23 protein-coding genes are annotated in these 22,993 nt (G+C 60.8%); 8 read left to right on the top strand and 15 right to left on the bottom strand.

Annotation, left to right across the window (positions count from 1 at the left end; genetic code table 11):
• The first annotated feature begins 49 nt into the window (after positions 1-49).
• From rbfA to M8997_RS06805, 5 genes are all read left to right on the top strand, one after another.
• Entirely contained in the window at positions 50-505 is a 456-nt protein-coding gene (rbfA, locus tag M8997_RS06825) for a 30S ribosome-binding factor RbfA (protein WP_250019181.1), read from the top strand.
• 15 nt (positions 506-520) lie between these two features.
• Positions 521-1,486, top strand: a complete 966-nt coding sequence (gene truB / locus M8997_RS06820) for a tRNA pseudouridine(55) synthase TruB (RefSeq protein ID WP_250019180.1) — start codon at positions 521-523, stop codon at positions 1,484-1,486.
• A 189-nt stretch (positions 1,487-1,675) separates the two neighbouring features.
• Positions 1,676-1,945, top strand: coding sequence for a 30S ribosomal protein S15 (gene rpsO / locus M8997_RS06815; protein ID WP_250019179.1), 270 nt, complete (start codon positions 1,676-1,678; stop codon positions 1,943-1,945).
• A 209-nt stretch (positions 1,946-2,154) separates the two neighbouring features.
• Positions 2,155-4,299, top strand: coding sequence for a polyribonucleotide nucleotidyltransferase (gene pnp, locus M8997_RS06810; RefSeq protein WP_250019178.1), 2,145 nt, complete (start codon positions 2,155-2,157; stop codon positions 4,297-4,299).
• Between the two features lie 103 nt (positions 4,300-4,402).
• On the top strand, positions 4,403-5,419 hold the full coding sequence (locus tag M8997_RS06805; protein ID WP_250019177.1) for a class I SAM-dependent methyltransferase: 1,017 nt from the start codon (positions 4,403-4,405) through the stop codon (positions 5,417-5,419).
• A gap of 36 nt (positions 5,420-5,455) precedes the next feature.
• Here the strand turns inward: M8997_RS06805 and fabI are convergent, their stop codons facing one another.
• Genes fabI through fabA form a run of 3 tightly spaced genes read right to left on the bottom strand, consistent with a single transcriptional unit; the run spans position 5,456 to position 8,050 of the window.
• Complete coding sequence (fabI, locus tag M8997_RS06800) at positions 5,456-6,271, bottom strand: enoyl-ACP reductase FabI (protein ID WP_250019176.1); 816 nt, start codon at positions 6,269-6,271, stop codon at positions 5,456-5,458.
• 9 nt (positions 6,272-6,280) lie between these two features.
• Positions 6,281-7,507 carry a beta-ketoacyl-ACP synthase I gene (fabB, locus tag M8997_RS06795; protein WP_250019175.1) on the bottom strand — a complete coding sequence of 409 codons (1,227 nt, stop codon included), beginning with the start codon at positions 7,505-7,507 and terminating at the stop codon, positions 6,281-6,283.
• Positions 7,508-7,534: 27 nt separating this feature from the next.
• Positions 7,535-8,050: a 3-hydroxyacyl-[acyl-carrier-protein] dehydratase FabA gene (fabA, locus tag M8997_RS06790; protein WP_250019174.1), complete on the bottom strand. Its 516-nt coding sequence runs from the start codon at positions 8,048-8,050 to the stop codon at positions 7,535-7,537.
• Positions 8,051-8,361: 311 nt separating this feature from the next.
• Between fabA and irrA the strand changes: the two genes are divergently transcribed.
• Complete coding sequence (gene irrA / locus M8997_RS06785) at positions 8,362-8,793, top strand: iron response transcriptional regulator IrrA (protein ID WP_250019241.1); 432 nt, start codon at positions 8,362-8,364, stop codon at positions 8,791-8,793.
• A gap of 27 nt (positions 8,794-8,820) precedes the next feature.
• Here irrA and M8997_RS06780 read toward each other — a convergent pair whose 3' ends face one another.
• On the bottom strand, positions 8,821-9,384 hold the full coding sequence (locus M8997_RS06780) for an SH3 domain-containing protein (protein WP_371929519.1): 564 nt from the start codon (positions 9,382-9,384) through the stop codon (positions 8,821-8,823).
• A 178-nt stretch (positions 9,385-9,562) separates the two neighbouring features.
• On the opposite strand from M8997_RS06780, the gene M8997_RS06775 reads away from it, so the two are divergent.
• Entirely contained in the window at positions 9,563-10,564 is a 1,002-nt protein-coding gene (locus M8997_RS06775) for a D-glycerate dehydrogenase (protein WP_250019239.1), read from the top strand.
• Positions 10,565-10,573: 9 nt separating this feature from the next.
• Here M8997_RS06775 and M8997_RS06770 read toward each other — a convergent pair whose 3' ends face one another.
• From M8997_RS06770 to sugE, 4 genes are all read right to left on the bottom strand, one after another.
• A complete protein-coding gene (locus M8997_RS06770; protein WP_250019173.1) occupies positions 10,574-10,978 on the bottom strand; it encodes an aconitase X swivel domain-containing protein in 405 nt (134 codons plus the stop codon).
• On the bottom strand, positions 10,975-12,231 hold the full coding sequence (locus M8997_RS06765) for an aconitase X catalytic domain-containing protein (protein ID WP_250019172.1): 1,257 nt from the start codon (positions 12,229-12,231) through the stop codon (positions 10,975-10,977). The genes M8997_RS06770 and M8997_RS06765 overlap by 4 nt, the downstream gene beginning before the upstream one ends.
• A 33-nt stretch (positions 12,232-12,264) precedes the next feature.
• On the bottom strand, positions 12,265-13,044 hold the full coding sequence (locus M8997_RS06760) for a molybdopterin-synthase adenylyltransferase MoeB (RefSeq protein ID WP_250019171.1): 780 nt from the start codon (positions 13,042-13,044) through the stop codon (positions 12,265-12,267).
• 110 nt (positions 13,045-13,154) lie between these two features.
• Positions 13,155-13,469, bottom strand: coding sequence for a quaternary ammonium compound efflux SMR transporter SugE (gene sugE, locus M8997_RS06755; protein ID WP_250019238.1), 315 nt, complete (start codon positions 13,467-13,469; stop codon positions 13,155-13,157).
• 292 nt (positions 13,470-13,761) lie between these two features.
• Between sugE and M8997_RS06750 the strand changes: the two genes are divergently transcribed.
• Positions 13,762-14,961 (top strand): DUF2778 domain-containing protein, encoded by a 1,200-nt coding sequence (locus M8997_RS06750; RefSeq protein WP_250019170.1) that lies wholly within the window; start codon positions 13,762-13,764, stop codon positions 14,959-14,961.
• Between the two features lie 47 nt (positions 14,962-15,008).
• On the opposite strand, the gene M8997_RS06745 is transcribed toward M8997_RS06750, so the two are convergent.
• From M8997_RS06745 to rpsT, 7 genes are all read right to left on the bottom strand, one after another.
• Positions 15,009-15,344, bottom strand: coding sequence for a helix-turn-helix transcriptional regulator (locus M8997_RS06745; RefSeq protein WP_250019169.1), 336 nt, complete (start codon positions 15,342-15,344; stop codon positions 15,009-15,011).
• Positions 15,331-15,777 (bottom strand): SRPBCC family protein, encoded by a 447-nt coding sequence (locus tag M8997_RS06740; protein ID WP_250019168.1) that lies wholly within the window; start codon positions 15,775-15,777, stop codon positions 15,331-15,333. Before M8997_RS06740 ends, M8997_RS06745 begins: the two co-directional genes overlap by 14 nt.
• A gap of 81 nt (positions 15,778-15,858) precedes the next feature.
• Entirely contained in the window at positions 15,859-17,520 is a 1,662-nt protein-coding gene (locus M8997_RS06735) for an L-lactate permease (protein WP_250019167.1), read from the bottom strand.
• A 142-nt stretch (positions 17,521-17,662) separates the two neighbouring features.
• Positions 17,663-18,832 carry a DNA replication/repair protein RecF gene (gene recF, locus M8997_RS06730; RefSeq protein WP_250019166.1) on the bottom strand — a complete coding sequence of 390 codons (1,170 nt, stop codon included), beginning with the start codon at positions 18,830-18,832 and terminating at the stop codon, positions 17,663-17,665.
• A gap of 59 nt (positions 18,833-18,891) precedes the next feature.
• Positions 18,892-20,010, bottom strand: a complete 1,119-nt coding sequence (dnaN, locus tag M8997_RS06725; protein WP_250019165.1) for a DNA polymerase III subunit beta — start codon at positions 20,008-20,010, stop codon at positions 18,892-18,894.
• A gap of 173 nt (positions 20,011-20,183) precedes the next feature.
• The gene (gene dnaA, locus M8997_RS06720; protein WP_371929552.1) at positions 20,184-21,656 is read right to left on the bottom strand and encodes a chromosomal replication initiator protein DnaA; all 1,473 of its coding nucleotides are present in this window, start codon (positions 21,654-21,656) and stop codon (positions 20,184-20,186) included.
• A 908-nt stretch (positions 21,657-22,564) separates the two neighbouring features.
• A complete protein-coding gene (gene rpsT / locus M8997_RS06715) occupies positions 22,565-22,831 on the bottom strand; it encodes a 30S ribosomal protein S20 (RefSeq protein WP_250019163.1) in 267 nt (88 codons plus the stop codon).
• Positions 22,832-22,993 lie beyond the last annotated feature (162 nt).

Raw genomic sequence — 22,993 nt, 5'->3', positions numbered from 1 at the left:
CGAGGATCGCCGGGCTCACCGGCGGTCCTCGTCTGCATGGAATATAATCATGGCCCGCTTTTCAACAGGATCTGGTCCCTCACAACGCCAGCTGCGCGTGAGCGAGCAGGTTCGTCACGCCGTTTCGCAGGTGCTGCAGCGCGGCGACGTGCGTGACGCGACGCTCGACAACGCCGTTGTCGCCATTTCGGAAGTGCGCATGTCGCCGGACCTGAAGATCGCAACCTGCTTCGTCTCGCCCATCGGCGCGGCCAATTCCGACGCGGTTATCGAAGCGTTGAACAAGCATGCGAAATTCATCCGCGGCAGGGCGGCAACCCATCTGCGGCAGATGAAATACATGCCGGAATTCCGCTTCCGCATCGATACCAGCTTCGACAATTACGCCAAGATCGATGCCTTGCTGCGCAAGCCGGAAGTCACGCGCGATCTCGAGGATGATCAGGACGATGATGATGGCGGCGCTCCCAATCCGGGCGACGTACCGGGCCATGGCGATAATTGAGGCGGCAACGGGCAGATGACACGTCAGCGCAAGAAGAAGGGCCGTCCGGTTTCGGGCTGGCTGGTGTTCGACAAGCCGAAGGGCATGGGCTCGACCGACGCCGTTTCGAAGATAAAATGGCTGTTCAAGGCAGAAAAGGCCGGCCACGCGGGGACGCTTGATCCGCTGGCGTCGGGCATGTTGCCCATTGCGCTTGGCGAGGCGACAAAAACCGTACCCTATGTCATGGACGGCGCCAAAATATACCGGTTCACCGTCGCCTGGGGCGCCGAGCGCACCACGGACGATCTCGAGGGCGAGGTTACGCTCACCTCGGACCAGCGCCCGGACGAAACCGCGATCAAGGCGCTGCTCCCGAAATATACCGGCGTGATCATGCAGACACCGCCGAAGTTCTCGGCGATCAAGATTGCCGGCGAGCGCGCCTATGACCTGGCGCGGGGCGGCGAGGAAATCGAGATACCGGCGCGCGAGGTCGAGATCGACCGGCTCGACCTTCTGGAATTGCCGGACGCGAACAGTGCCGTCTTTGAAGTCGAGTGCGGCAAGGGCACCTATGTCCGGTCTCTCGCCCGCGACCTGGGCCGCGACCTCGGCTGCTACGGCCACGTGACCGACCTGCGCCGTGTCGAAGTGGCGCCTTTCGGTGAAGCGGACCTCGTAACGCTGGAGGAGCTGGAGGCCGCTCATCCGGCCGCCCCGGCAGAGGATGCCGACAATTCCTATGCCGCCATTGCGGAACGCTTTTCCGTCATGGACGAGTTCCTGATCGATACGGTCGCCGCTCTGGAAGACCTGCCGCAGCTGGCCGTCTCCGAGGATCAGGCGCACAGGATACGCATGGGCAATCCCATCATCCTGCGCGGCCGCGATGCCCCTGTGGAGGCGGACGAGGCCTGTATCACCATTCGCGGCAAGCTCCTGGCGATCGGCTTTATCGAAAACGGCCAGTTCAACCCCAAGCGGGTGTTTACCGCCTGACGCGGGCGAGGGCGAAGATCGTGACCGCTGAGGCGCTGTCGGCCGCAGAAACATTTGCGGCTGGTAATTTGCGGCGTTTTCGACTATATGCGGCCCAGCGGCAATTGGTTTGCTGCCTAAACCGGCCCCCGCTGGACGACATCCCGGCCGTGGGCATCCCCTTTTCCTCTTCTCTAGAAAGGATATACGATGTCGGTTACCGCTGAACGCAAGCAGGCGATCATCACCGAATATGCAACCAAGCCAGGCGATACCGGTTCTCCGGAAGTCCAGGTGGCAGTTCTGACGGAACGTATCGTCAACCTGACCGAGCACTTCAAGGACCACAAGAAGGATAACCATTCCCGCCGTGGCCTGCTCAAGCTGGTTTCAACGCGCCGCAGTCTTCTTGATTATCTCAAGAAGATTGACGAAGGCCGCTACCAGACCTTGATCGGAAAGCTCGGCCTGCGCCGCTAACGCATTTGACCGGCGGTAGCGCTTCTGCGTTGCCGCCGGTTTCCCTATCGCCTCGGCGGTAGTATAAACCATGAGACAGGTCATGGGGCAGGATTGCAGGCAACTCGTGAACGGGAGTTGCGCGTTGTCTTGCCCGTGATTGGTCTGAACGAAACGGAAGGAATGCGCCCGCCAAGGGGCGGCCCGCTTTCTTCACTCAAGGACAAGATATGTTTAATCAACACAAAGTTGAAATCGAATGGGGCGGTCGTCCGCTCATTCTCGAGACAGGCAAGATCGCCCGTCAGGCTGACGGCGCGGTTCTCGCCACCTATGGCGAGACTGTCGTTCTCGCCACCGTGGTCTCCGCCAAGGAGCCGAAGCCCGGCCAGGATTTCTTCCCGCTGACCGTCAACTACCAGGAAAAGACCTATGCCGCCGGCAAGATCCCGGGTGGTTACTTCAAGCGTGAAGGTCGCCCGAGCGAAAACGAGACGCTTGTTTCGCGCCTGATCGACCGTCCGATCCGTCCGCTTTTCGCCGACGGCTACAAGAACGACACGCAGGTCGTCCTGACCGTCATCCAGCACGACCTCGAAAACAATCCCGACATCGTCTCGATGATCGGTGCTTCTGCTGCTCTCACGCTGTCGGGCGTGCCCTTCATGGGCCCCATCGGCGGCGCGCGCGTCGGCTATATCGGCGGCGAGTACAAGCTCAATCCGACCGTCGACGAGATGGTGGAATCGAGCCTCGACCTCGTTGTTGCCGGTACGGGCGACGCGGTCCTGATGGTCGAGTCGGAAGCCAAGGAACTGGCCGAAGACGTGATGCTCGGCGCCGTGATGTTCGGCCACAAGAGCTTCCAGCCCGTCATCGATGCGATCATCAAGCTCGCCGAAGTCGCCGCCAAGGAGCCGCGCGAATTCGCTGCCGAGGATCTTTCCGCAGTGGAAACCGCGGTGCTCAAGGTCGTCGAAGCCGATCTGCGCGAAGCCTACAAGATCATCGACAAGCAGAAGCGCTACGCTGCGGTCGACGCTGCCAAGGCCAAGGTCAAGGCGCATTTCTTCCCCGAGGGCGTCGAGGAACCCGAATATTCGCAGGAGCAGATTGCGACCGTATTCAAGTCGGTTCAGGCGAAGATCGTTCGCTGGAACATTCTCGACACCGGCTCCCGCATCGATGGCCGCGATCTGAAGACCGTTCGTCCGATCGTTTCGGAAGTTGGCCTTCTGCCCCGCACGCACGGTTCGGCCCTGTTCACGCGCGGCGAGACGCAGGCGATCGTGGTTGCCACGCTCGGAACCGGCGAAGACGAGCAATATGTCGACTCGCTGACCGGCATGTACAAAGAAACCTTCATGCTCCACTACAATTTCCCGCCCTTCTCGGTCGGTGAAACGGGTCGCATGGGTTCGCCGGGACGTCGTGAGATCGGTCATGGCAAGCTCGCATGGCGCGCCATCCATCCGGTCCTGCCGGCCAAGGAACAGTTCCCCTACACGTTGCGTGCCGTTTCCGATATTACCGAGTCGAACGGTTCGTCGTCGATGGCGACTGTCTGCGGCACCTCGCTGGCACTGATGGATGCCGGCGTTCCGCTGCTCCGCCCGGTTGCCGGCATTGCCATGGGCCTCATCCTCGAAGGCGAGAAGTTTGCCGTATTGTCCGATATTCTCGGCGATGAGGATCATCTCGGCGACATGGACTTCAAGGTTGCCGGTACCGATAGCGGCATCACCGCACTGCAGATGGACATCAAGATCGACGGTATCACCGAAGAGATCATGAAGGTCGCCCTGGCGCAGGCCAAGGACGGACGCGTTCATATTCTCGGCGAGATGTCCAAGGCGATCACCGAGGGCCGTTCGGAACTCGGCGAATTCGCTCCGCGCATCGAGGTCATGAACATCCCGACCGACAAGATCCGTGACGTCATCGGTTCCGGCGGCAAGGTCATCCGCGAGATCGTCGAGAAGACGGGCGCGAAGATCAACATCGAGGATGACGGTACGGTCAAGATCGCGTCGTCGTCGGCCAAGGAAATCGAAGCGGCCCGCAAGTGGATCCATTCGATCGTGGCAGAACCCGAAGTTGGTGAAATCTACGAAGGAACGGTCGTCAAGACCGCCGATTTCGGCGCTTTCGTCAATTTCTTCGGCCCGCGCGACGGTCTGGTCCATATTTCCCAGCTCGCATCCGAGCGCGTCGCCAAGACGTCGGACGTGGTCAAGGAAGGCCAGAAGGTCTGGGTCAAGCTGATGGGCTTCGACGAACGCGGCAAGGTCCGCCTGTCCATGAAGGTCGTGGACCAGGAGACCGGCAAGGAAATCGTCCAGGAAAAGAAGGCCGTCGAAGAAGACGCCGAATAATTCCCTGGCTCAATGACAAGAAAGAGCGCGCCCCATGGCGCGCTTTTTCCGTTGGAACGTCCGGCAAGACCGGAAACAGCTTCTATGATGGATTGGCCCGAGAATGACCGCTGGCGCGTTGCAGACATTGTTTCTACCCTTCCGCGAAGGCAATCTGCTTGCCCCCGCCAGCAGCGAGCAATGGCTGTTTCTGGGCGCTGCGGCGAGCGCTTCCATCGATGCAGACTGGATCGGCCACCTGACCTGCGTCCAGCCTTTCCGGCCGGACTATCTCGCCCTTAGGGCGGCCGGGCTTGCCGTTGAGCCGCGACCGGCACCGGGCAAGCTGTTCGATGGCGCGCTGCTGCTGATCGGGAAGCACCGGGGCCGGAACGAGGACTGGCTTGCCGAGGCATTGCGGCAGGTGAAACCCGGCGGCATGATCGTCATCTGCGGTCACAAGAAGCTCGGCATCGAGAGCCTGCGCAAGACGGCGAAGGCGATTGCGCCGATAGGGGACAGCCTGTCGAAGAACCATGCGGTGGTCTTCTGGTTCCGCCGCCCCGAAGCGGTCGATCCGGCCGCGCTCGATGCGCTGGCGCTCAAGGAAGGGCTGCTGGATGGGCGCTTCGTCACTGCACCCGGCATGTTCTCGCATTCTGCCATCGACAAGGGCTCAGCCATGCTGGTCAGGCACTTTGCCGGTCGCATTGCCGGCCATGTCGCGGATTTCGGCGCGGCCTGGGGCTATCTCGGCTCCGAGGTCCTGAACGAAGCGGGCAAGCTGAAATCGCTGTCGCTCTACGAGGCGGATTTCGAAGCGCTCGAAGCGGCAAAGAGGAATGTCGGAACGGCAGGCGTTCCCGTCAACTACCACTGGCATGACGTCATCGGCGAGCCGATAACGGAAACCTTCGATACGATCGTCATGAACCCGCCATTCCATGCCGGCCGTGGCGCCGATCCATCGCTTGGCCAGGCCTTCATCGCGGCGGCGGCGAAGCGGCTGAAGCCCGGTGGGCGGCTATTGCTGGTCGCCAATCGGCAGATGCCCTATGAAACCGGGCTGAAAGCCCAGTTCAGGTCTGTGCAATCGCTTGAAGACAATTCGGGTTACAAGGTGATGGAAGCCCGGAAATAACGCATCGCCGAGCTTCTTTTCGGCCGGGTTCTGCCCTTATTCCTTGCCGTCGTCGGAGCTTTTGAGCTCCTCGAGGGTCGGCATCGATACGATATTGTAGCCGGAATCGACGTAGTGAATCTCTCCGGTCACGCCGTTCGACAGGTCGGAAAGCAGATAGAGCGCCGAGCGGCCGACATCCTCGATATCGACGGTGCGGCGAAGCGGTGCATTGCGCTTCTGGTAGGAGAAGATGGCGCGGGCATCGCCGATACCGGCACCGGCCAGGGTGCGGACGGGACCAGCTGAAATCGCGTTGACGCGGATTTTCTCGGGGCCGTAATCGGCCGCAAGATAACGCACCATGGCCTCCAGTGCGGCTTTCGCCACGCCCATGACGTTGTAATTGGGCATTACGCGCGTCGATCCGCCATAGGTCAGCGTCAGGATCGAGCCGCCATTCTTCATCAGCCTGTATGCGCGCTGCGATACTTCGGTGAAGGAAAAGGCGGAAATCACCATCGTGCGGCTGAAATTGTCACGCGTGGTGACATCGGCGTAGCGGCCCTTGAGCTGCGACTTGTCCGAGAAACCAATGGCGTGGACGACGAAATCGATCGATCCCCACTCCTTCTCCAGCGTATCGAACACCGCATCCACGGTCGATATGTCCTCGACATCGCAAGGCAGCAGCAGCTTCGAGCCGAGTTGCGCCGCGAGCGGGGCAACGCGCTTGCCAAAGGCCTCGCCCTGATAGGTGAACGCAAGTTCGGCGCCATTGGCAGCCAGTTCCTTGGCGATACCCCAGGCAATCGAATGGCTGTTCGCGACCCCCATGATGAGACCGCGCTTGCCCTTCATCAATTCACCCATGTTTTCCCCTCAACCCTCGTAACGCTGAAAAACCAGCGAAGCATTCGTGCCGCCGAAACCGAAAGAATTGGTCAGGACGGTATTCAATTTGACGTTGTCGATCCGCTTGCGCACGATTGGCATATCCTCGAATGCCGGATCGAGCTCTTCGATATTCGCGCTTTCCGCGATGAAATCATTATTGAGCATCAGCAGGGAATAGATCGATTCATGCACTCCGGTCGCGCCCTGCGAATGACCGGTCAGCGACTTCGTCGCCGAGATAGGCGGGCAGGCGTCGCCGGTGCCGAAGACTTCACGGATAGCCTCTATCTCCTTCAGATCGCCGACCGGCGTCGAAGTGGCGTGCGGGTTGATATAGTCCACCTTGCCGGCGACATTGGCGAGCGCCATCCGCATGCAGCGGGCCGCGCCTTCGCCGCTCGGAGCAACCATGTCCGCGCCGTCGGAGGTAACGCCGTAGCCGACCACCTCGCCATAAATCCTGGCCCCGCGCGCCTTGGCGTGTTCCAGTTCCTCGAGAACGAGGACGCCGGCGCCGCCGGAAATGACGAAGCCATCGCGGTTCTTGTCATAGGCGCGCGACGCGACGGCCGGGCGATCGTTGAATTTGGAGGACATGGCGCCCATTCCGTCGAAGAGTACGGAGAGGGTCCAGTCGAGATCCTCGCAGCCGCCCGCGAACATCAGGTCCTGCTTGCCATACTGGATCATCTCATAGGCATTGCCGACGCAATGGTTCGACGTGGCGCAGGCGGACGATATGGAATAGTTGACGCCCTTGATCTTGAACCAGGTCGCGAGCGTTGCTGAAGCCGTGGAGGACATGGCCTTCGGCACGGCAAAGGGCCCGACCTTCTTGCTGGAGCCGGATTCCTTGGTCTTTTCCGAGGCTTCGACGATGGTGCGGGTGGACGATCCGCCCGATCCCATGATGATGCCGGTGCGCTCGTTCGAAATGAGTTCTTCCCCGAGCCCGGCATCGGCTATGGCCTGTTCCATCGCCACATGGTTCCATGCGGTGCCGCCGCCATGGAAACGCATGGCGCGGCGATCGACAACGGTCGAAGGATCGAGCGTGGGCGCGCCTTTTACCTGGCTGCGAAACCCGAGAGCCGCATATTCTTCAGCGAAAACGACGCCGGATTTAGCCTCGCGCAGAGATTGCAAGACTTCCTGCACATTATTGCCGATAGAGGACACGATGCCCATGCCCGTCACAACCACTCGCCGCATTGCGATCTCCCTGAAGGCGCCCGAAACTCAGGCGGCGCTTTCCTTGAACAAGCCGACACGCAGGTCGGTTGCCTTATAGATAGTTTCTCCGTCGGCCTTTAACCAGCCGTCGGCGATGCCAAGCACCAGCCGACCGCGCATGACGCGCTTGAAGTCGATGCCATATTCAACGAGTTTCGTCTTCGGCGTCACCATTCCGGTGAACTTGACCTCGCCGGTGGAAAGGGCGCGGCCCTTGCCGGGCTCGCCGAGCCAGCCGAGATAGAAGCCGGTAAGCTGCCACATGGCGTCGAGCCCCAGGCAGCCCGGCATGACCGGGTCGCCGATGAAGTGGCAGGGGAAGAACCAGAGGTCCGGTTTGATATCGAATTCGGCGCGGATATAGCCCTTGCCATTCTCGCCGCCGGTTTCGGATATTTCGGTGATGCGATCGAACATCAGCATGGGTGGCGCAGGCAGCTGGGCATTGCCTTGGCCGAACATTTCTCCCCGAGCACAGGCCAGGAGCTCATCATACCCGTAGCTTGATTTCTGTTCTGGCATTCTTTCTCCCATCGGTAACTTCAATCCCGCACATGGTGCCGGAGCCCAGGCGCGAGACCCTATCACAGAGTGTTTCCGCCTGAAAACGCTTCCTAGAGCAAAGCGGGGGCAAATGGAACCCTTGCTTTGCATGGGAGACCTGCACGTTCCCATGGGCGAATTGCACCCTCGGACCGCCCTTTTGCCCGGACCGGCCCCGTAATTGCAGCCTATTGATCGATTCCGCAAGACCGCATATATGAATGATAAGTTTGAGTGGGTGAAATCGACGCTGGACTTGAGAAACTGGTTAACGGAGTGGCATGAGCGCCATGCATATATCGTACCAAATCGATGAGGATGTGCCGCTGGAGGAGCGCCTGCGCTTTGCCGGGCTGCGGCCGACCCGCCAGCGTATCGCACTTGCCAATCTGATCTTTTCAAAAGGCGACAGGCATCTTTCGGCTGAAGAGCTGCACGAGGAAGCGCTGGGCGCCGACGTCCCGGTTTCCCTGGCGACCGTCTACAACACGCTGCACCAGTTCACCCAGGCCGGGATGCTGCGCATTCTGGCGGTCGAGGGTGCGAAGACCTATTTCGACACCAATGTCTCCGATCATCATCACTTCTTCGTCGAAGGCGAAAATGAAGTGATCGACATTCCCGATGGCGCTGCCATGGTTGGCAATCTGCCGCCGGTGCCCGAGGGAATGGAGATCGTGAACGTCGATATCGTGATCCGCCTGCGCAAGAAGCGCAGCTGATCTTTCGCGTCGGCTGCGGCCAATATCTCAGTCTTCGAATTTTTCGCCGGGATAGGCGCCCCAGATATCCGTCTGGCGCATCCAGCCGCTCGTGCCGCTGAAGACCACGCGGCAGAAATCGCCATCGCAGGTCTTGAGGGTGCCGAGCACGCCGGGCTGGACCTTGGCGACGACGGGCGCCTTGTCATCCGCGTTTCGGTAGACGTTCAGCATGAAGCCGTCCTTGTCGCGCTGCCAGGGCGCGGTCAGCGCGGTGCGCTTGCCCGAGAGCAGGGATTGGTAAACCCAGCCCTCCGTGCCCTCTGAATCGCGTATGCGCCGCCAGTTGTCATATTCCTGGATGATCTCGACGGGCAGGCCGGACTTGAGGAATAGCCAGGTCACAGCGTAGTCCCGTCCCGGACCGACCCGGAGATTGACGCGCCCGGGCTTCAGGCTGACGAAACGGGGCAGGGGCAGGCCGCTCGGTCCCACCTGGCCCGCGGCCATCGCGCTGGTGGCGCCTGGCACGCCAATGGCCGAAGCGGGCAGGAGTGCAGTCGCTATTGCGGCGGCAAGGAGGAACGGGCGGAGTATCTTGGCAGTCAACAATGTCAGTCCTTCATCGCCGTCCTGGCCACGACTCCATGGGTCGATTTGACGGCGATCCTGTTTTTCTTTGTCTTTGATGCGCCGCCTTGGTAGACATTTGAACGGACGGCGCAACAGCATTGCAGTTTGCAACGACTTGGTTAAAGAGGTCTCAATAGGCTCGCTGAAAGGGAGGGGAATATTGGTTAACAAAAAGCCTCTGGTCGTCATCACCCGCAAATTGCCGGACCCGATCGAGACCCGCATGCGCGAGCTTTTCGAAGCGCGCCTCAATGTCGACGACAGGCGGCTATCAAAGGCGGAACTCGTCGAGGCCGTCGCCCATGCCAATGTTCTCGTGCCCGCCGTGACGGATCGCATCGACGCGGAGATCATCAATGCAGCCGGTCCCAACCTTAAGCTGATCGCCAATTTCGGCAATGGAACGGACAATATCGATGTCGGCGCGGCTGCGGCCCGCGGCATTACGGTAACCAATACGCCGAATGTCCTCACCGAAGATACGGCGGACATGACGATGGCCCTGATGCTGGCGGTACCGCGCCGCCTTGTGGAAGGCGCCTCCATCCTGCTCGACGACGGAAAATGGGAAGGCTGGGGCCCGACATGGATGCTAGGCCGCCGTATATGGGGCAAAAGGCTCGGCATTGTCGGCATGGGGCGGATCGGCACGGCGGTCGCGCGCCGCGCCAAGGCATTCGGCCTGTCGATCCACTACCACAATCGCAAGCCCGTAAGCCCGAAGACCGAGGAAGAGCTGGAAGCCACCTATTGGGACAGTCTCGACCAGATGCTGGCGCGGATGGACATCATTTCGGTGAATTGTCCTTCGACGCCTGCCACTTTTCATCTCCTGTCGGCACGCCGCATCGCGCTGATGCAGCCGAGCGCATTCATCGTCAATACTGCGCGCGGCCAGATCATCGATGAGCAGGCGCTGATCGAACAATTGGAAAACGGCAAGCTCTCCGGAGCTGCGCTCGATGTGTTCGAACACGAGCCCGCTGTGAACTCCAAGCTGCGCAAGCTCGCCAAGGAAGGGAAGGTCGTCATCCTGCCGCATATGGGATCGGCGACGCTCGAAGGCCGCATCGACATGGGCGAGAAGGTCATCATCAACATTCGCACCTTCATCGACGGCCACCGCCCGCCGGACCGGGTCCTGCCGAACAGGGCTTGATGGGTCTCGCTATTCGGCCGACAGCGTCCCGTCAGCGGCGATGGTGATCATCCGGCCGGCAAGATCGGCATATCCGCTGCGGTCCATCTGAATGGCGATGGGCGTCGAATGCCCCATCTCCTGCGCCACGATCAGCCCGAGGAGCAATATCGCGTCCGGCTCATGCAGGACGAGGGCCGCCGGGGCGATATCCATCGAGACAAGTTCAAGCAATATGGCCGCCGCCGACGACGAGCCGATCGTGCCGGGCAGGAACAAGACCTTGCCGCTGATCGAGAGGCCATGTTGCGGATGCCTGACATCGGCAACCATCGCCGTTTTCGGGTTGATTCCGCCCCAGAAGCTGATCGGAGCGGTGAAAACCAGGGCCGGCGCGCGGGCCGGAGTGCCGGAAACGAGGATTTTCCCGTTCATGCCGCCGCCTCGAAGACCGGCTCCCCTGCCATGGCGCTTGCGACACATTCGGCGAGGGAGCCGTAAATGACGCCATATCCGGTGTTTCCGGGGGCATAATGGGCGAATTTGCCCGAATTTGTCATCAGAACCGCGTCTTTCTTGTCCGGCAGGATGGGCGTCACCACCACGCAGGTATCGGCGACGATGACGACGCCGCATCTTTCCAGCGCAGCGCGGCGCCCGTCACGATCCAGCGCGGCCAGGGCATGCCGCCCGGTGCAGGCATAGAGCGGGACCTTCAGGCGGCGTCCGGCGACCAATACCTCCAGCCGCTCGAACTCTTCGATCGAAAGGTGCGGACTGCCGATGGCAACCGCATCGATGCGATTGGCACCGAGCGCGGTGGAAAGCCGCGTGCGCGAGTCGGCGACCATTTCCATGGTGACGTCGAGCCGCATGCGCGGTTCCTGGCCTTGCAGCGCTGCCGCGACGGTCGGAGCTTCGGGTGTCACGCCCGCCACATGAAACAGGCCTACCGCACCGGCCGATGCCGATGCCGCGCCGAAAGCCTTCAGCGCATCCTCGCCGGGATGACGGGCGATGCCTTCGACGACGCCGATAGCAGCGCCCACCTCGCGGCCATAGAGGCTGCCGAGTATCGGCCAGGCGCTTTCCGAGGCAAGAAAGTCCGGATTCAATCCCGATACGTCGAAAATGATCTCCGCCCGGCGATTTTCGGGGCGGTGCAAGCCATAAAAGGGCGCAACGCCCGCTATGGCGCAGGCTATGTCGAGAAAATCCCCATAGCGATTGGTCCGCGCGCCCAGTACGGAGTTGCAGAAGACGACGGCATTGGACTCGCCCCAGGCAACGTCGGTGCCGGCAGCCGGCCGGTGCCCCGCCTGATACGGCGCACAGGTCCAGCTCGGCTCGCAGCCAAGCTTGCGATAGGCATCCATCATCCGGCGCGCCATCTCCCGCTCATGCGGCGGCAGCCGATTGGCGGAGCAGGCGGCAAGATCGAGCGAGCCGACATTGAGCGTGGACCGCACGCTGACGCGGGCGCCGCAATCGACCAGCCGCTCCGCGAACAAGGTGCCGGAATCGCCGTGGTACAGCGCGCCGTCGATATGGGCCGAGGCGATCGGGATCAGCGACGGTGCGCCCATCAGTTCTGCTGTTGCGGCAACGATGCGCATGGCCATCGCTGCGCCTTCGCCGCTGCCGCCGTTGGCGATAGCGCGTTGTTCCGCGGTAAGCTCTAGCGCCATGGTTGCAATGCCCGGTCAATAGACGTGGGATGATCACGCTGCCGCATTGGTCTTTCCCGCCTTGTAGCGGATCGTCTCGAAGCGGGAGGTGAGGGCATCATAGAGCAGCAGCCGCCCGATGAGAGGTTCGCCGATGCCGGTGATGAGCTTGACCACTTCGGCAGCTTGCAGCGAGCCGATCACCCCCGGCAATACGCCGAGAACACCCGCTTCGGCACAGGCAGGCACGAGCCCGGCGGGCGGCGGGGTCGGAAAAAGATCGCGATAGGTTGGGTTGGGCGCGCCGTCTGCGCCATCGGCATAGGGCATGAGCGTCGTCAGGGAGCCGTCGAAACGGCCGAGGGCAGCCGAGACCAGCGGGCGCCTTTCGGCCAGGCACGTATCGGCGAGCAGGTAGCGCGTATCGAAATTGTCGGAACCATCGACGATGATGTCGTAGCGCCGCACGAGATCGGCGGCATTGTCGGCAGACAAGCGGAGTTCGTGGCTTTCCACGGTGACATGAGGATTGATCGCGGCGATGGCGCGCGCGGCGCTCTCGACTTTCGGCGAACCGACGAGGTCGCTCGAATGAATGATCTGACGCTGCAGATTGCTCAGGGACACGCGATCATCATCGATGATACCGAGCGTCCCGACACCGGAAGCCGCGAGATATTGCAGGACCGGAGCACCGAGCCCGCCGGCGCCGATGACGAGGACACGGGCGCGTTTCAGCTTCTGCTGGCCGGGTCCGCCGATCTCGCCAAGGATGATATGGCGCGCATAACGCTCTATCTCGGCGGAGGAAAGCGGTGGTGTTTGTTCGCTCATGATCGGACTTTCGCAGGGCCTGGCGCCGAGGGCGTCCCGTCGGCGACGGGCACGCCCCTATGCGAGGAGTTTAGGACTTGCGCCTGTCGAGGGAAACCCCCGGCCACTGCCTATGACAGAAATTTCAATCCGCCTATTCCGGCAACGATCAAGCCGATGCAGACGAGGCGCGTCACCGTTGCAGGTTCGCCGAAAATGTACATGCCGAGCAGCGCGGTGCCCACCGTGCCGATGCCGGTCCACACCGCATAAGCGCTGCCGACGGGCAGCTCGCGCAGCGCGAGCCCCAGCAGAACGACGCTGACGACCATGCTGACGGCCGTCAGAACGCTGGGCACGAGTTTGGAGAAGCCTTCGGTATATTTGAGCCCGATGGCCCAGCCGATTTCGAAGAGTCCAGCGGCAATAAGAGTGATCCAGGCCATGCGACCTTCCTTCTTGTAAACGGGCTGTCCCGGATTGTCTGAAAACGCCGCGTCTGAAGGAAGCGGGTAGAGGTCGTCCTCGTGACCACTATGTAGGAAAAGCCGGGTCGATTGGCAAGAAACGCTGCTTTGAGTAATTTTGGTGTTTAAGTTCAAGGGAACAGCAGGTTCCTGCCGCCGCTTCAACACATTGGTAACCAAGTTTCTTCATCCTTGCCGGATAAATGTCCGCCGCGGCCCGCCTCTGGCTTGCCACGATCGGAAAGGGTGTATCGCGTGCAAGAGTGCAATCATGAGTAAGACGACGCTGACAGTCGATCGGAAGGCCAGGAAGCCCCGCCCGGCTCGCAATGGGTTCCCCGTTCGGGCAGCGGCCGCCGCCGGTTCCATTGCCGCGGCATGGGGATTTTTCATGGTTGCCGGCATGCCGGCCCTGGTGGAGCCAATGGCGGCGAAGGCTGCACATTCGCAGGCGAGGGGCGTCGCGCCGCTGGAATTGGCGGCCTTGCCCCGGTCAGCCGCTTTTTTCGCGCAAAGGCAGCTTCCTTCCGTCGAACATCGCGCCTGGCAGCCGAGCGCCCTGCCACAGAATGCCCTCATCACTGCCTCGGGAGAGGTGATAACGATCAAGACGGCAAAGCCTCCGCGCCAGCCGCTGGTCGCAGACCGCTTCGCAGCGCGGGCCTCCGGCGTCCAGACGGCACGCACGGAGCCCAATGCAGCAATCGTGGCGACGATCCTCGATGCTTCGGTCGAGCAAGGCACGGAGCTTGCATTTGCCTCGACGGGTTTCGAAGGCAGCACGGCGGATTATCCCTCGGTCGCAGCCACGACATTGAGTCCTGCGGCGCTGGCGCAATCGCAACCGTCCCAGCCGACCCGGCAGGTGGAACTCGGGGATGGACCCTTCGCGCTGGTATTGTCCGAGCCTGACGCCGATATGGGGGCAGTACCCTTGCCCGTCACGCGGCCGCGGCGCGCTACGGGTGCCCCGGCGACCGCACTGGCCTATGCCGCGCCGGACTCCGGCATTACCGACGTCACGCCACGATATCGCGAACCGGAGGCGCCGGCGACGGCGAGCGGGCGCACGGCGGTCTACAGCATCGAGGACAAGACGGTATTCATGCCCAATGGCGAACGCCTGGAAGCGCATTCCGGTCTGGGTCCGATGCTCGACAATCCGCGCTACGTCCATAAGAAGATGCGTGGCGCGACGCCGCCGCACACCTACAATCTGACCATGCGCGAGGCCCTGTTCCACGGTGTCGAGGCCATCCGCCTCAATCCGGTGGATCCGCGAAAGATCTTCGGCCGCGATGGTTTGCTGGCCCATACCTACATGCTTGGACCGCGCGGCGATTCCAATGGATGCCTTGTTTTCAAGAACTACAAGCGTTTCCTTGCCGCGTTCAAGCGAGGCGAAGTGCGCCAGCTCGTCGTCGTGGCGCGCCTCCCGGGCGGGACATCGTCCCGCATCGCTTCGCGCTAGCAGAACAGGCCATGCGCCCCTGAGCGCACGGAAAAAGCAATACTTGCTTAATGCGGTTGTTCAACGAACTTGCGCAGGCGCTCCAGTGCATCATCCCACTGCCGCGATACGCGTGCGAGATAGGTTTGTGCGTCTTCAAGCCGCTCGGGGCGGAACGTATAATGGCTCTCCCGTCCCTTTTTCTGGTGAATGACGAGGCCGGCCCCCTCGAGCACTTTAAGATGCTTCGAGACAGCTTGCCGTGTAAGCGCGATATTGGCGCAGAGGGCGGTAATCGATAGCGAGCCGCCATCGCTGAGGCGGGCGATCAGGTCAAGGCGTGTTGGATCGCCAAGTGCGGCAAACAGGGTGGAAGGGCCGGTCGCCCCATCAACGGTCGACATAGGCCTTGATGTTTTTCATCTGCTCTTCCCAACCACCCTCGTTCGACCGCATCGCCTCATCCCGGCGCTTTTCCGGAACGCCATCGAAGCCTGACTCCACGACCGTCAGCAAGGTTCCCGACTGATGGGGCTTCAGCGTGAATTCGACGAGCGTCGGCTGTTCTGCGGAATAATCATGGTCCGGATCCACCGCATAGGGATGCCAGGTGAAGGCAAAGGCGTGCGGTTTTTCGACCTTCACCACATGCGCCTGCCATTTCAGGTGTTCGTAGCCCGGATAGGTGATGTGTCCAGTCGAAGTTTCCCCGGCGGCAAAAGGGGCATCCAGCTTCACGCGGAACCAGGCCCCGAAGGCCTCATGGTCCGTCAGCGCCTGCCATACCTTTTCGATTGGAGCATTCAGTTCGACTTGCTTTTCAATACGATCCGACATTGCGCAACCTCCTGGTTGCGTAATCCTAGCATGGAGGGAGAAAAGCGCAACCGTTAAGCTGCGCTTTTCTGTCGTGGTCGATCAAGGTGCCGTGACGATCATCCACGGGAAGGCATAGGCCTGCAGCATGACCAGGATGCCGACAAGGCAGGCAAGGACGATCGAGTGCTTGAAGACAAAGCGAAGGATCGTGCCCTCATGCCCGTACCAGTTCGTTGCCGTAGAGGCGACGACGATCGACTGGGCGTCGATCATCTTGCCCATGACACCACCCGAGGAATTGGCCGCGCCCATCAGGATCGGCGACAGGCCGAGCTGTTCCGAGGTGATCTTCTGCAGATTGCCGAAGAGCACGTTCGACGCCGTATCGGAACCGGTCAGCGCCACGCCCAGCCAGCCAAGCAATGTGCCGAAGAAGGGGTAGAGGACGCCGGTGGTGGCAAAGGCGAGGCCGAGAGTGGCATCGATGCCCGACAGGCGGGTAAGCGTGCCGATCGCCAGCATCGCCGATATGGTGATCAGCGAATAGGCGCAGAGCTTCAAGGTGCGGCCATAGCTTCGGATCAGCTCCAGCGGCGTGTAGCCCATGAGAAAGCCCGAGATGATCGCGGCGATCAGCATGCCGGAGCCCGTATAGGACAGCCATGTAAAGGCGAACACCGCCTTTTCCGGCGTTGGCGCCGGGGCGATGGGGGCCACTTTCATGATCTGGCCGTCAAGACCGGGAACGGGGAAGTTCCATGTCGCCCAGGGATTGACCAGGCCCTTGAACCAGTCGGTACCCCAGAGGAGAAGCACGGCGCAGACGATGATCCATGGCGTCAGCGAGGCCCAGACTTCGGCGCGGGTCGGCTGCTTCTTCGACTGTACCACGGGTGGAACCTGCGATGCGGAATCGTCGCGGACACGCAGGGCCGTGGAGGTCCAGATGACCTTCGGCTGCCAGATGCGCAGGAAACCGATGAGGCAGGCCATCGAGATCAGCGACGCTCCGATATCGACGATCCATGGATTGACGAAATTGGAGATGAGGAATTGCGGCACCGCAAAGGATACGCCGGTGACGAGGATCGCCGGCCAGACTTCCTTTGTCCCCTTGAAGCCGGCGAAGGCCCATATGACCCAGAACGGCACGATGAGCGAGAAGAATGGCAGCTGCCGGCCCACCATGGCGCCGAGAAGGAACGGGTCGATACCGGTCACGCTCGATAGTCCGGCGATCGGCGTGCCGAGTGCGCCATAGGCCACGGGCGCCGTATTGGCTATCAATGAGAGACCGGAAGCGGCAAGCGGCGAAAAGCCGAGGCCGATCAGCACGGCGGCCGTGACCGCAACGGGGGTTCCGAAGCCGGAGGCGCCCTCGAAAAAAGCGCCGAACGAAAATGCAATCAGCAATATCTGCAATCTTCGGTCGCGGGTAACGCCGCCGATCGTGTTCTGCAGCGTCTCGAACACGCCTTTCTCCACCGTCAGCCGGTAGAGGAAAATGACGTTGAGAACGATCCAGCCGATCGGAAAGAAGCCGGTGATGACACCGAGCAGCGATGCGCGCAGCGACAGGTCCGCCGGCATCGTGAAGATGAAGACTGCCACCAGGTTGGCGGCGATCAGCGCGATGATTGCGGCGATGTGAACCTTCACCTTGTTGGACGCGATCAACGCCAGCAGGATTACCACGGGAATCGCGGCCGCCAGCGTGGATAAGACAGAACTGCCAAGAGGATTGTAGACCTGATTCCACATAATGAATGCTCTCCCATCATTAAATATGCGTCAGATTGGGACAGTAGTTACTTCATGTTTCGGGGTTGCAAGTAAAACTTGCACCAAAAGACCCGCTTCGGGCGTTAATCCACTCTTATTGTCTGGTTGTGCTTGCCGAAGACTATGTTCGGGCAGCCTCGACAGCGCCGTGCGACACGGTGAAGAACTGCGCACGATCCGACAGGCTCGAGAAGAGGGCCTGATCGGTACCGGTCATGAATGCCTGGCCGCCAAGCTCGTCGATAATGTTGAATAGTGCGGCCCTGCGGCCTTCGTCGAGATGCGCGGCGATCTCGTCAAGCAGCAGGATCGGCGCCATTCCCGAAAGTTCGCCCGTCAGTCGCCCATGCGACAGCACCAGGCCGATCAACAGCGCCTTCTGCTCGCCGGTCGAACAGAGAGCGGCGGGCATGGCTTTCGGCCGGTGGCGGACGGTCAGGTCGGAGCGATGCGGGCCCGTCAGGGTGCGTCCTGCGGCGCGATCGCGGCTTCGTCCCTCATGGAGCGCCCGCCGAAACGTCTCCTCTATGTCTGTCGCGGCCTCAATGCCGACGCGCTGCTCAAGCTCCCCGTCGAGAAAACAATCGGCCTTTGGAAACGGCGTATCGTCCGGCAGCCGCTCGATCATGCCATTGATCAGGCGCATCAGCTCGGCGCGGGCGGCCGCGATGGCGATGCCGAGCTCTGCCATGGGCGTTTCGATCGCATCCAGCCATGCGTCATTGCCGCGATCTTCCGCGAGGAGGCGGTTGCGGCTGCGCATCGCCTTGTCGTAGTCGAGGACGCGCCTGCCATGCGCCGGGTCGATGGCGAGGACCATGCGGTCGAGGAAGCGCCTTCGGTCTGCCGCCGCGCCGGTGAACAGCCCGTCCATTGCCGGGACGAGCCAGAGGACGCGCGAATAGTCGAGGAGTTCATCGGCGCTCGCAACGGTAACGCCATTGACGCGAACCCGGCGTCCCGTATCACCCGCGGCGTTGCCGGCAAGGCCGGTGCCGATCTCGACGCTGCCCTGCGGATTGTCGATCGTCGCGTGAATGGCGAAACCATCGGCGGCGCCTTCGCGCGTCACATCGGTATAGGTGGCCCGCCGCAGCCCGCGGCCGGGCGAGAGAAACGAAATCGCTTCCAGAAGATTGGTCTTGCCAGCGCCGTTCTCTCCGGTGAAAACCACGTGGGAAGGCGCAAGCTTCAGCGACAATGTCTCGTAATTGCGGAAATTCGCCAGCTTGAGCCGGCTGATCGCAACGCGCGATGGGCGCTGTCCGTCCTGATCGAGAGCATCAGCCATGAAAGATCACAGGGCTGCTACACCCCTCCATTATACCGGTGACGGAACGCGCAGCCGGCCTAGACCCGCATCGGCATCAGGACATAGAGCGAATTCGCATCGCCCGTATCGCGGACCAGCGTGGGCGAACCGGCATCGGCAAGCATGAATATGGCCTCCGATCCGCTCAATTGCGCAGTAATATCCAGCAGATACTTGGCGTTGAAGCCGATTTCGATCGGATCTGCGTCATATTCGGCCGCAAGCTCGTCCGTCGCGCTGCCTGAATCGGGATTGTTGACGGTAAGGGTCAACTGGCCATCGGTGATCGAAAGCTTGACCGCCCGGCCGCGCTCGCTGGAAATCGTCGAAACGCGATCCACCGCGGCGGCGAAGCTCTGGCGGTCGATCGTCAGCTTCTTGTCATTGCCCGATGGAATAACGCGTTGATAGTCCGGGAAGGTGCCGTCGATCAGCTTCGAGGTGAGCACGACGGAGCCGATCGTGAAGCGGATCTTCGTCTCGGAGAGCTCGACGGTTATCACCAGATCCGGATCATCGACCAGTTTCTGCAATTCGGCCACGGTCTTGCGCGGAACGATGATGCCGGGCATGCCCTCGGTACCGGCAGGCGCTTCGAGCTCGGCGCGGGCGAGGCGGTGGCCGTCCGTGGCCACGGCCCGCAGCTTCAGGGCGCCTTCGCTCTCGATTGCATGAAGATAGATGCCATTGAGGTAATAGCGGGTTTCCTCGGTCGAGATCGCAAACTGCGTGCGATCGATGAGCGTCTTGAGCGCGCTCGAAGGAATGCGGAATGTGTGCGTGAAGGAACCGGCCGTCAGCTCGGGAAAATCCGATTGCGGCAGGCATTGCAGGCGGAAGCTGGACCGTCCCGACGTGACCGCCATCGAATTGCCGTCGGCATTGGTGGCAAGAAGCACCTCCGCACCGTCCGGCAGCTTGCGCACGATATCGTAAAGAAGATGCGCCGGCACCGTCGTCGCGCCCGACTGGTCGATCTGGGCAGCCGTCGCCTCCGTAACCTCGAGGTCGAGATCGGTGGCTTTCAGGGCAAGGTTCTCGCCTTCGGCCTGCAGGAGAACGTTCGACAGGATCGGTATCGTATTGCGTCGTTCGACCACGCGATGGACATGATTAAGCGACTTCAGGAGGTTGGAACGTTCAAGTGTTACACGCATGATAAAACCGGTCTCGCTGACTTCAGCCCTGTGTGCGGCTGTCTGTGGGAGGATATCCCTCTGGGTCAGCCAAATTGGCAGAAATCAATGTGAAAAAGCAAGTCTGCGGCGGACATCACATGCCAACGCCGCAGCCTTTCTGTTGATAAGTATCAAAGCCCGGCAAATGGGCCTTATTGAGCCTGATCGTTGATCAGGCGCTTCAGCAATTCGAGTTCCTGCGACAGTTTCTGGTCCTTGCCGACAATGTCCTCGATCTTGCGCACGGCATGCAGGACGGTGGTGTGATCCCGCCCGCCAAACCGGCGCCCGATTTCCGGCAGGGAACGCGGTGTCATCATCTTGGCCAGATACATGGCGATCTGGCGCGGCTTGACGATGGTGCGGGTACGCCGGTTGGACAGAAGATCCTGCTTGGAAACATTGTAGTGACGCGAAACGATCCGCTGGATTTCCTCGATGCGGATACGCTTTGCTTCGCCGCCGCGCATGAGATGGCTCAGGAGTTCGTCGACCCGATCGACCGAAAGGTTCGGTTCGAAGGTCTGGCGGAACAGGAGCTGGTTGAACGCTCCTTCCAGTTCACGTCCGCTGCCGGTGACCGAACGGGCCACATGGTCGAGAATCTCTTGAGCAATATCGAGCGTCTTGTCCTCTTCCTGAGCCGCGGCCAGGCGGCGCTTGAGGATTTCGAGGCGCATCGCATAGTCAGGCGCAGCCATTTCCAGCGCTACGCCACCCTGGAGACGCGAGCGGACGCGCGGATCGAGTGATTCCAGCTCCGATGGCGGACGATCGGCTGCAACGACGACCTGCTTGGCGCTGTCGAGGAGCGTGTTGATGAGGTGGCAGAATTCATGCTGGATGGATTTGCCCTGCAGGAACTGCATGTCGTCGATGATCAGCAGGTCGATGTCGCGGAGCTGCTCCTTGAAAGACAAGGCATTGTTGTCGCGGATCGCCGTAGCGAAACGCCACATGAAATATTCGGCCGTCAGATAGACGACGCGCGCACGTTCGGGACGCTTCAGCGCCTCGGCGGCAATGGCTTGCAGCAGGTGGGTCTTGCCCAGGCCGACCGAAGCATGGATGAAGAGCGGATTGAAGCGGACAGCGCTCGCGCCGGCATCGGCAATGGTGCGCGCTGCGGCCAGCGCCACGCGATTGGGCGTGCCATCGACGAAAGTGTCGAATGTGTAGCGCGGATCGAGCGGCGAGCCGAAAACGGCGTTCTGCGTCTTGTCGCTGAACGGAACGGCCGGCTTCTTGTCGTGCATGCCACCGACGGCGAAGACGGGCTTGTCACGGGCCGGACCGGCCTTGTCGCCGAGGGGCTCGGCACGAAGCGCGGCTTCGCTCTCGCAGGCCGGACGAAGCGAACGGCTGGCGCTGCGGAAGACGATCTCCACCTTGAGAACCTGCTCGTCCTCCTCGCGCCAGAGTGCGGCGATCATATCGGCGTAGTGATTGTTGATCCAGGAACGCAGGAAGGCGGTCGGTACGGAGAGACGGACGATGCTCTTGGACGTCTCGTCGAGTTTAAGGCGCCCGAACCAGCTCGAATATACCTCACTTCCAAGTTTCGCCTTCAGCTTCAGCTTGACGCGCTCGAAAATGATCTCGCCATCATTGGCGGCCAGTTCCATCTTTTTCCCCTCGTCCACCTGGAGCGGGGCAACGGCTGATTCCCGACCGTTCTCCACAATTCCGCTGTTCATGTCATCGCCTCATTCTGATATTTTTGTCGGGTCTAGCGCCCGTATATTTCTCGGTGCCGGCCCCACGCCGGACAAATGGATGCCAGCCCAGGCTGGCTTGCCTGCAATACTAATACGTCGTTTTCACTCTGAGGCAGATTTGGCTTGAAATGCGTTCGCCCATGTTCGTACTTGCCACCTTTGTGTCCTTCTCAAGTTTTGGCGCAACAAGACTCACGCCCGGCTCGCGCCAGCGCCGTCAGCACGCTCATTTGTGGAAACAGCCCAAATCCCTCAGGACCTGGGTACTGACAAAAACTACCCGTTACGCAAATCGTGATCCGCGTTTACAACCAGAATTTTATAAGCCTGTTAAATGGGTATATGCCCACCCCTTTGATGTCTGGACCTTACAAAAACCTATGCGGTGAGGGCAAGTGCGAGGAACCGGAATTTTGATGAATTAAAGGTTAACGGATTTGCGATTTTTTTAACCGTATCCGAGACAAGGGCGAAAAAACGTTCGGATTCAACGCCTTTTTTAGGCCACACATTTTGTTGCAGCGCGGAGTCCGGCGAGCAAAAAAAAATATTAAATATTCGCTTGACATCAACTGGTGCCGGAGAATCCGGCGGCGCGGTTTTAGGGGAGCCCCTCTCCTTCGACAAGCCATTGATTTTAAATAACAAAAGATGGTTGTCGCTTTTTGTATGAGGCGCCGTGTGACAAGCATATGTCAAGCATTTGGTAAGTTGTTGGTTTTGACCGGAAATGGCCGCCACCTGGCAAAAAAGGCACAATAAAAAAACCCGGCTAACGAGGTAGCCGGGTTTTTAGAAGGATTGGAACTGTTCTATCAGGCGGTCATGCCCTTCAGGCGGGCCGACAGACGAGATACCTTGCGGGAAGCGGTATTCTTGTGAATGACGCCCTTGGAAGCGGCCCGCATTACTTCCGGCTCGACTGCCTTGAATGCGAGAGCTGCTGCTGCCTGGTCACCGCTTGCGACCGCATCTTCGAACTTGCGAAGGAAGGTACGCACGCGCGAACGGCGGGATTTGTTGACTTCGGTGCGGGCTTCAATCTTGCGCGCCGCCTTCTTGGCCGAAGGAGTGTTGGCCATGTTGCCTCTCTTTTCTGTCAGCTAATCGACCGCGCAAAGCAGTCGTCACAAAATAATAGGGCGGCCAAGGGCCACCGAACGTTGACCGGGCTTATAGATGAGCTTTGCCGATGCGTCAACTTGGAATCGATGGCTGCTGGCGAAAATGCGCTCCCTGCTTGC

This window comes from Phyllobacterium sp. 21LDTY02-6 (assembly GCF_023554255.2).
GTDB lineage: Bacteria > Pseudomonadota > Alphaproteobacteria > Rhizobiales > Rhizobiaceae > Phyllobacterium.
Note: the sequence above shows the minus strand (reverse complement) of the source record. Positions and strands in the feature narration are given on the sequence as shown.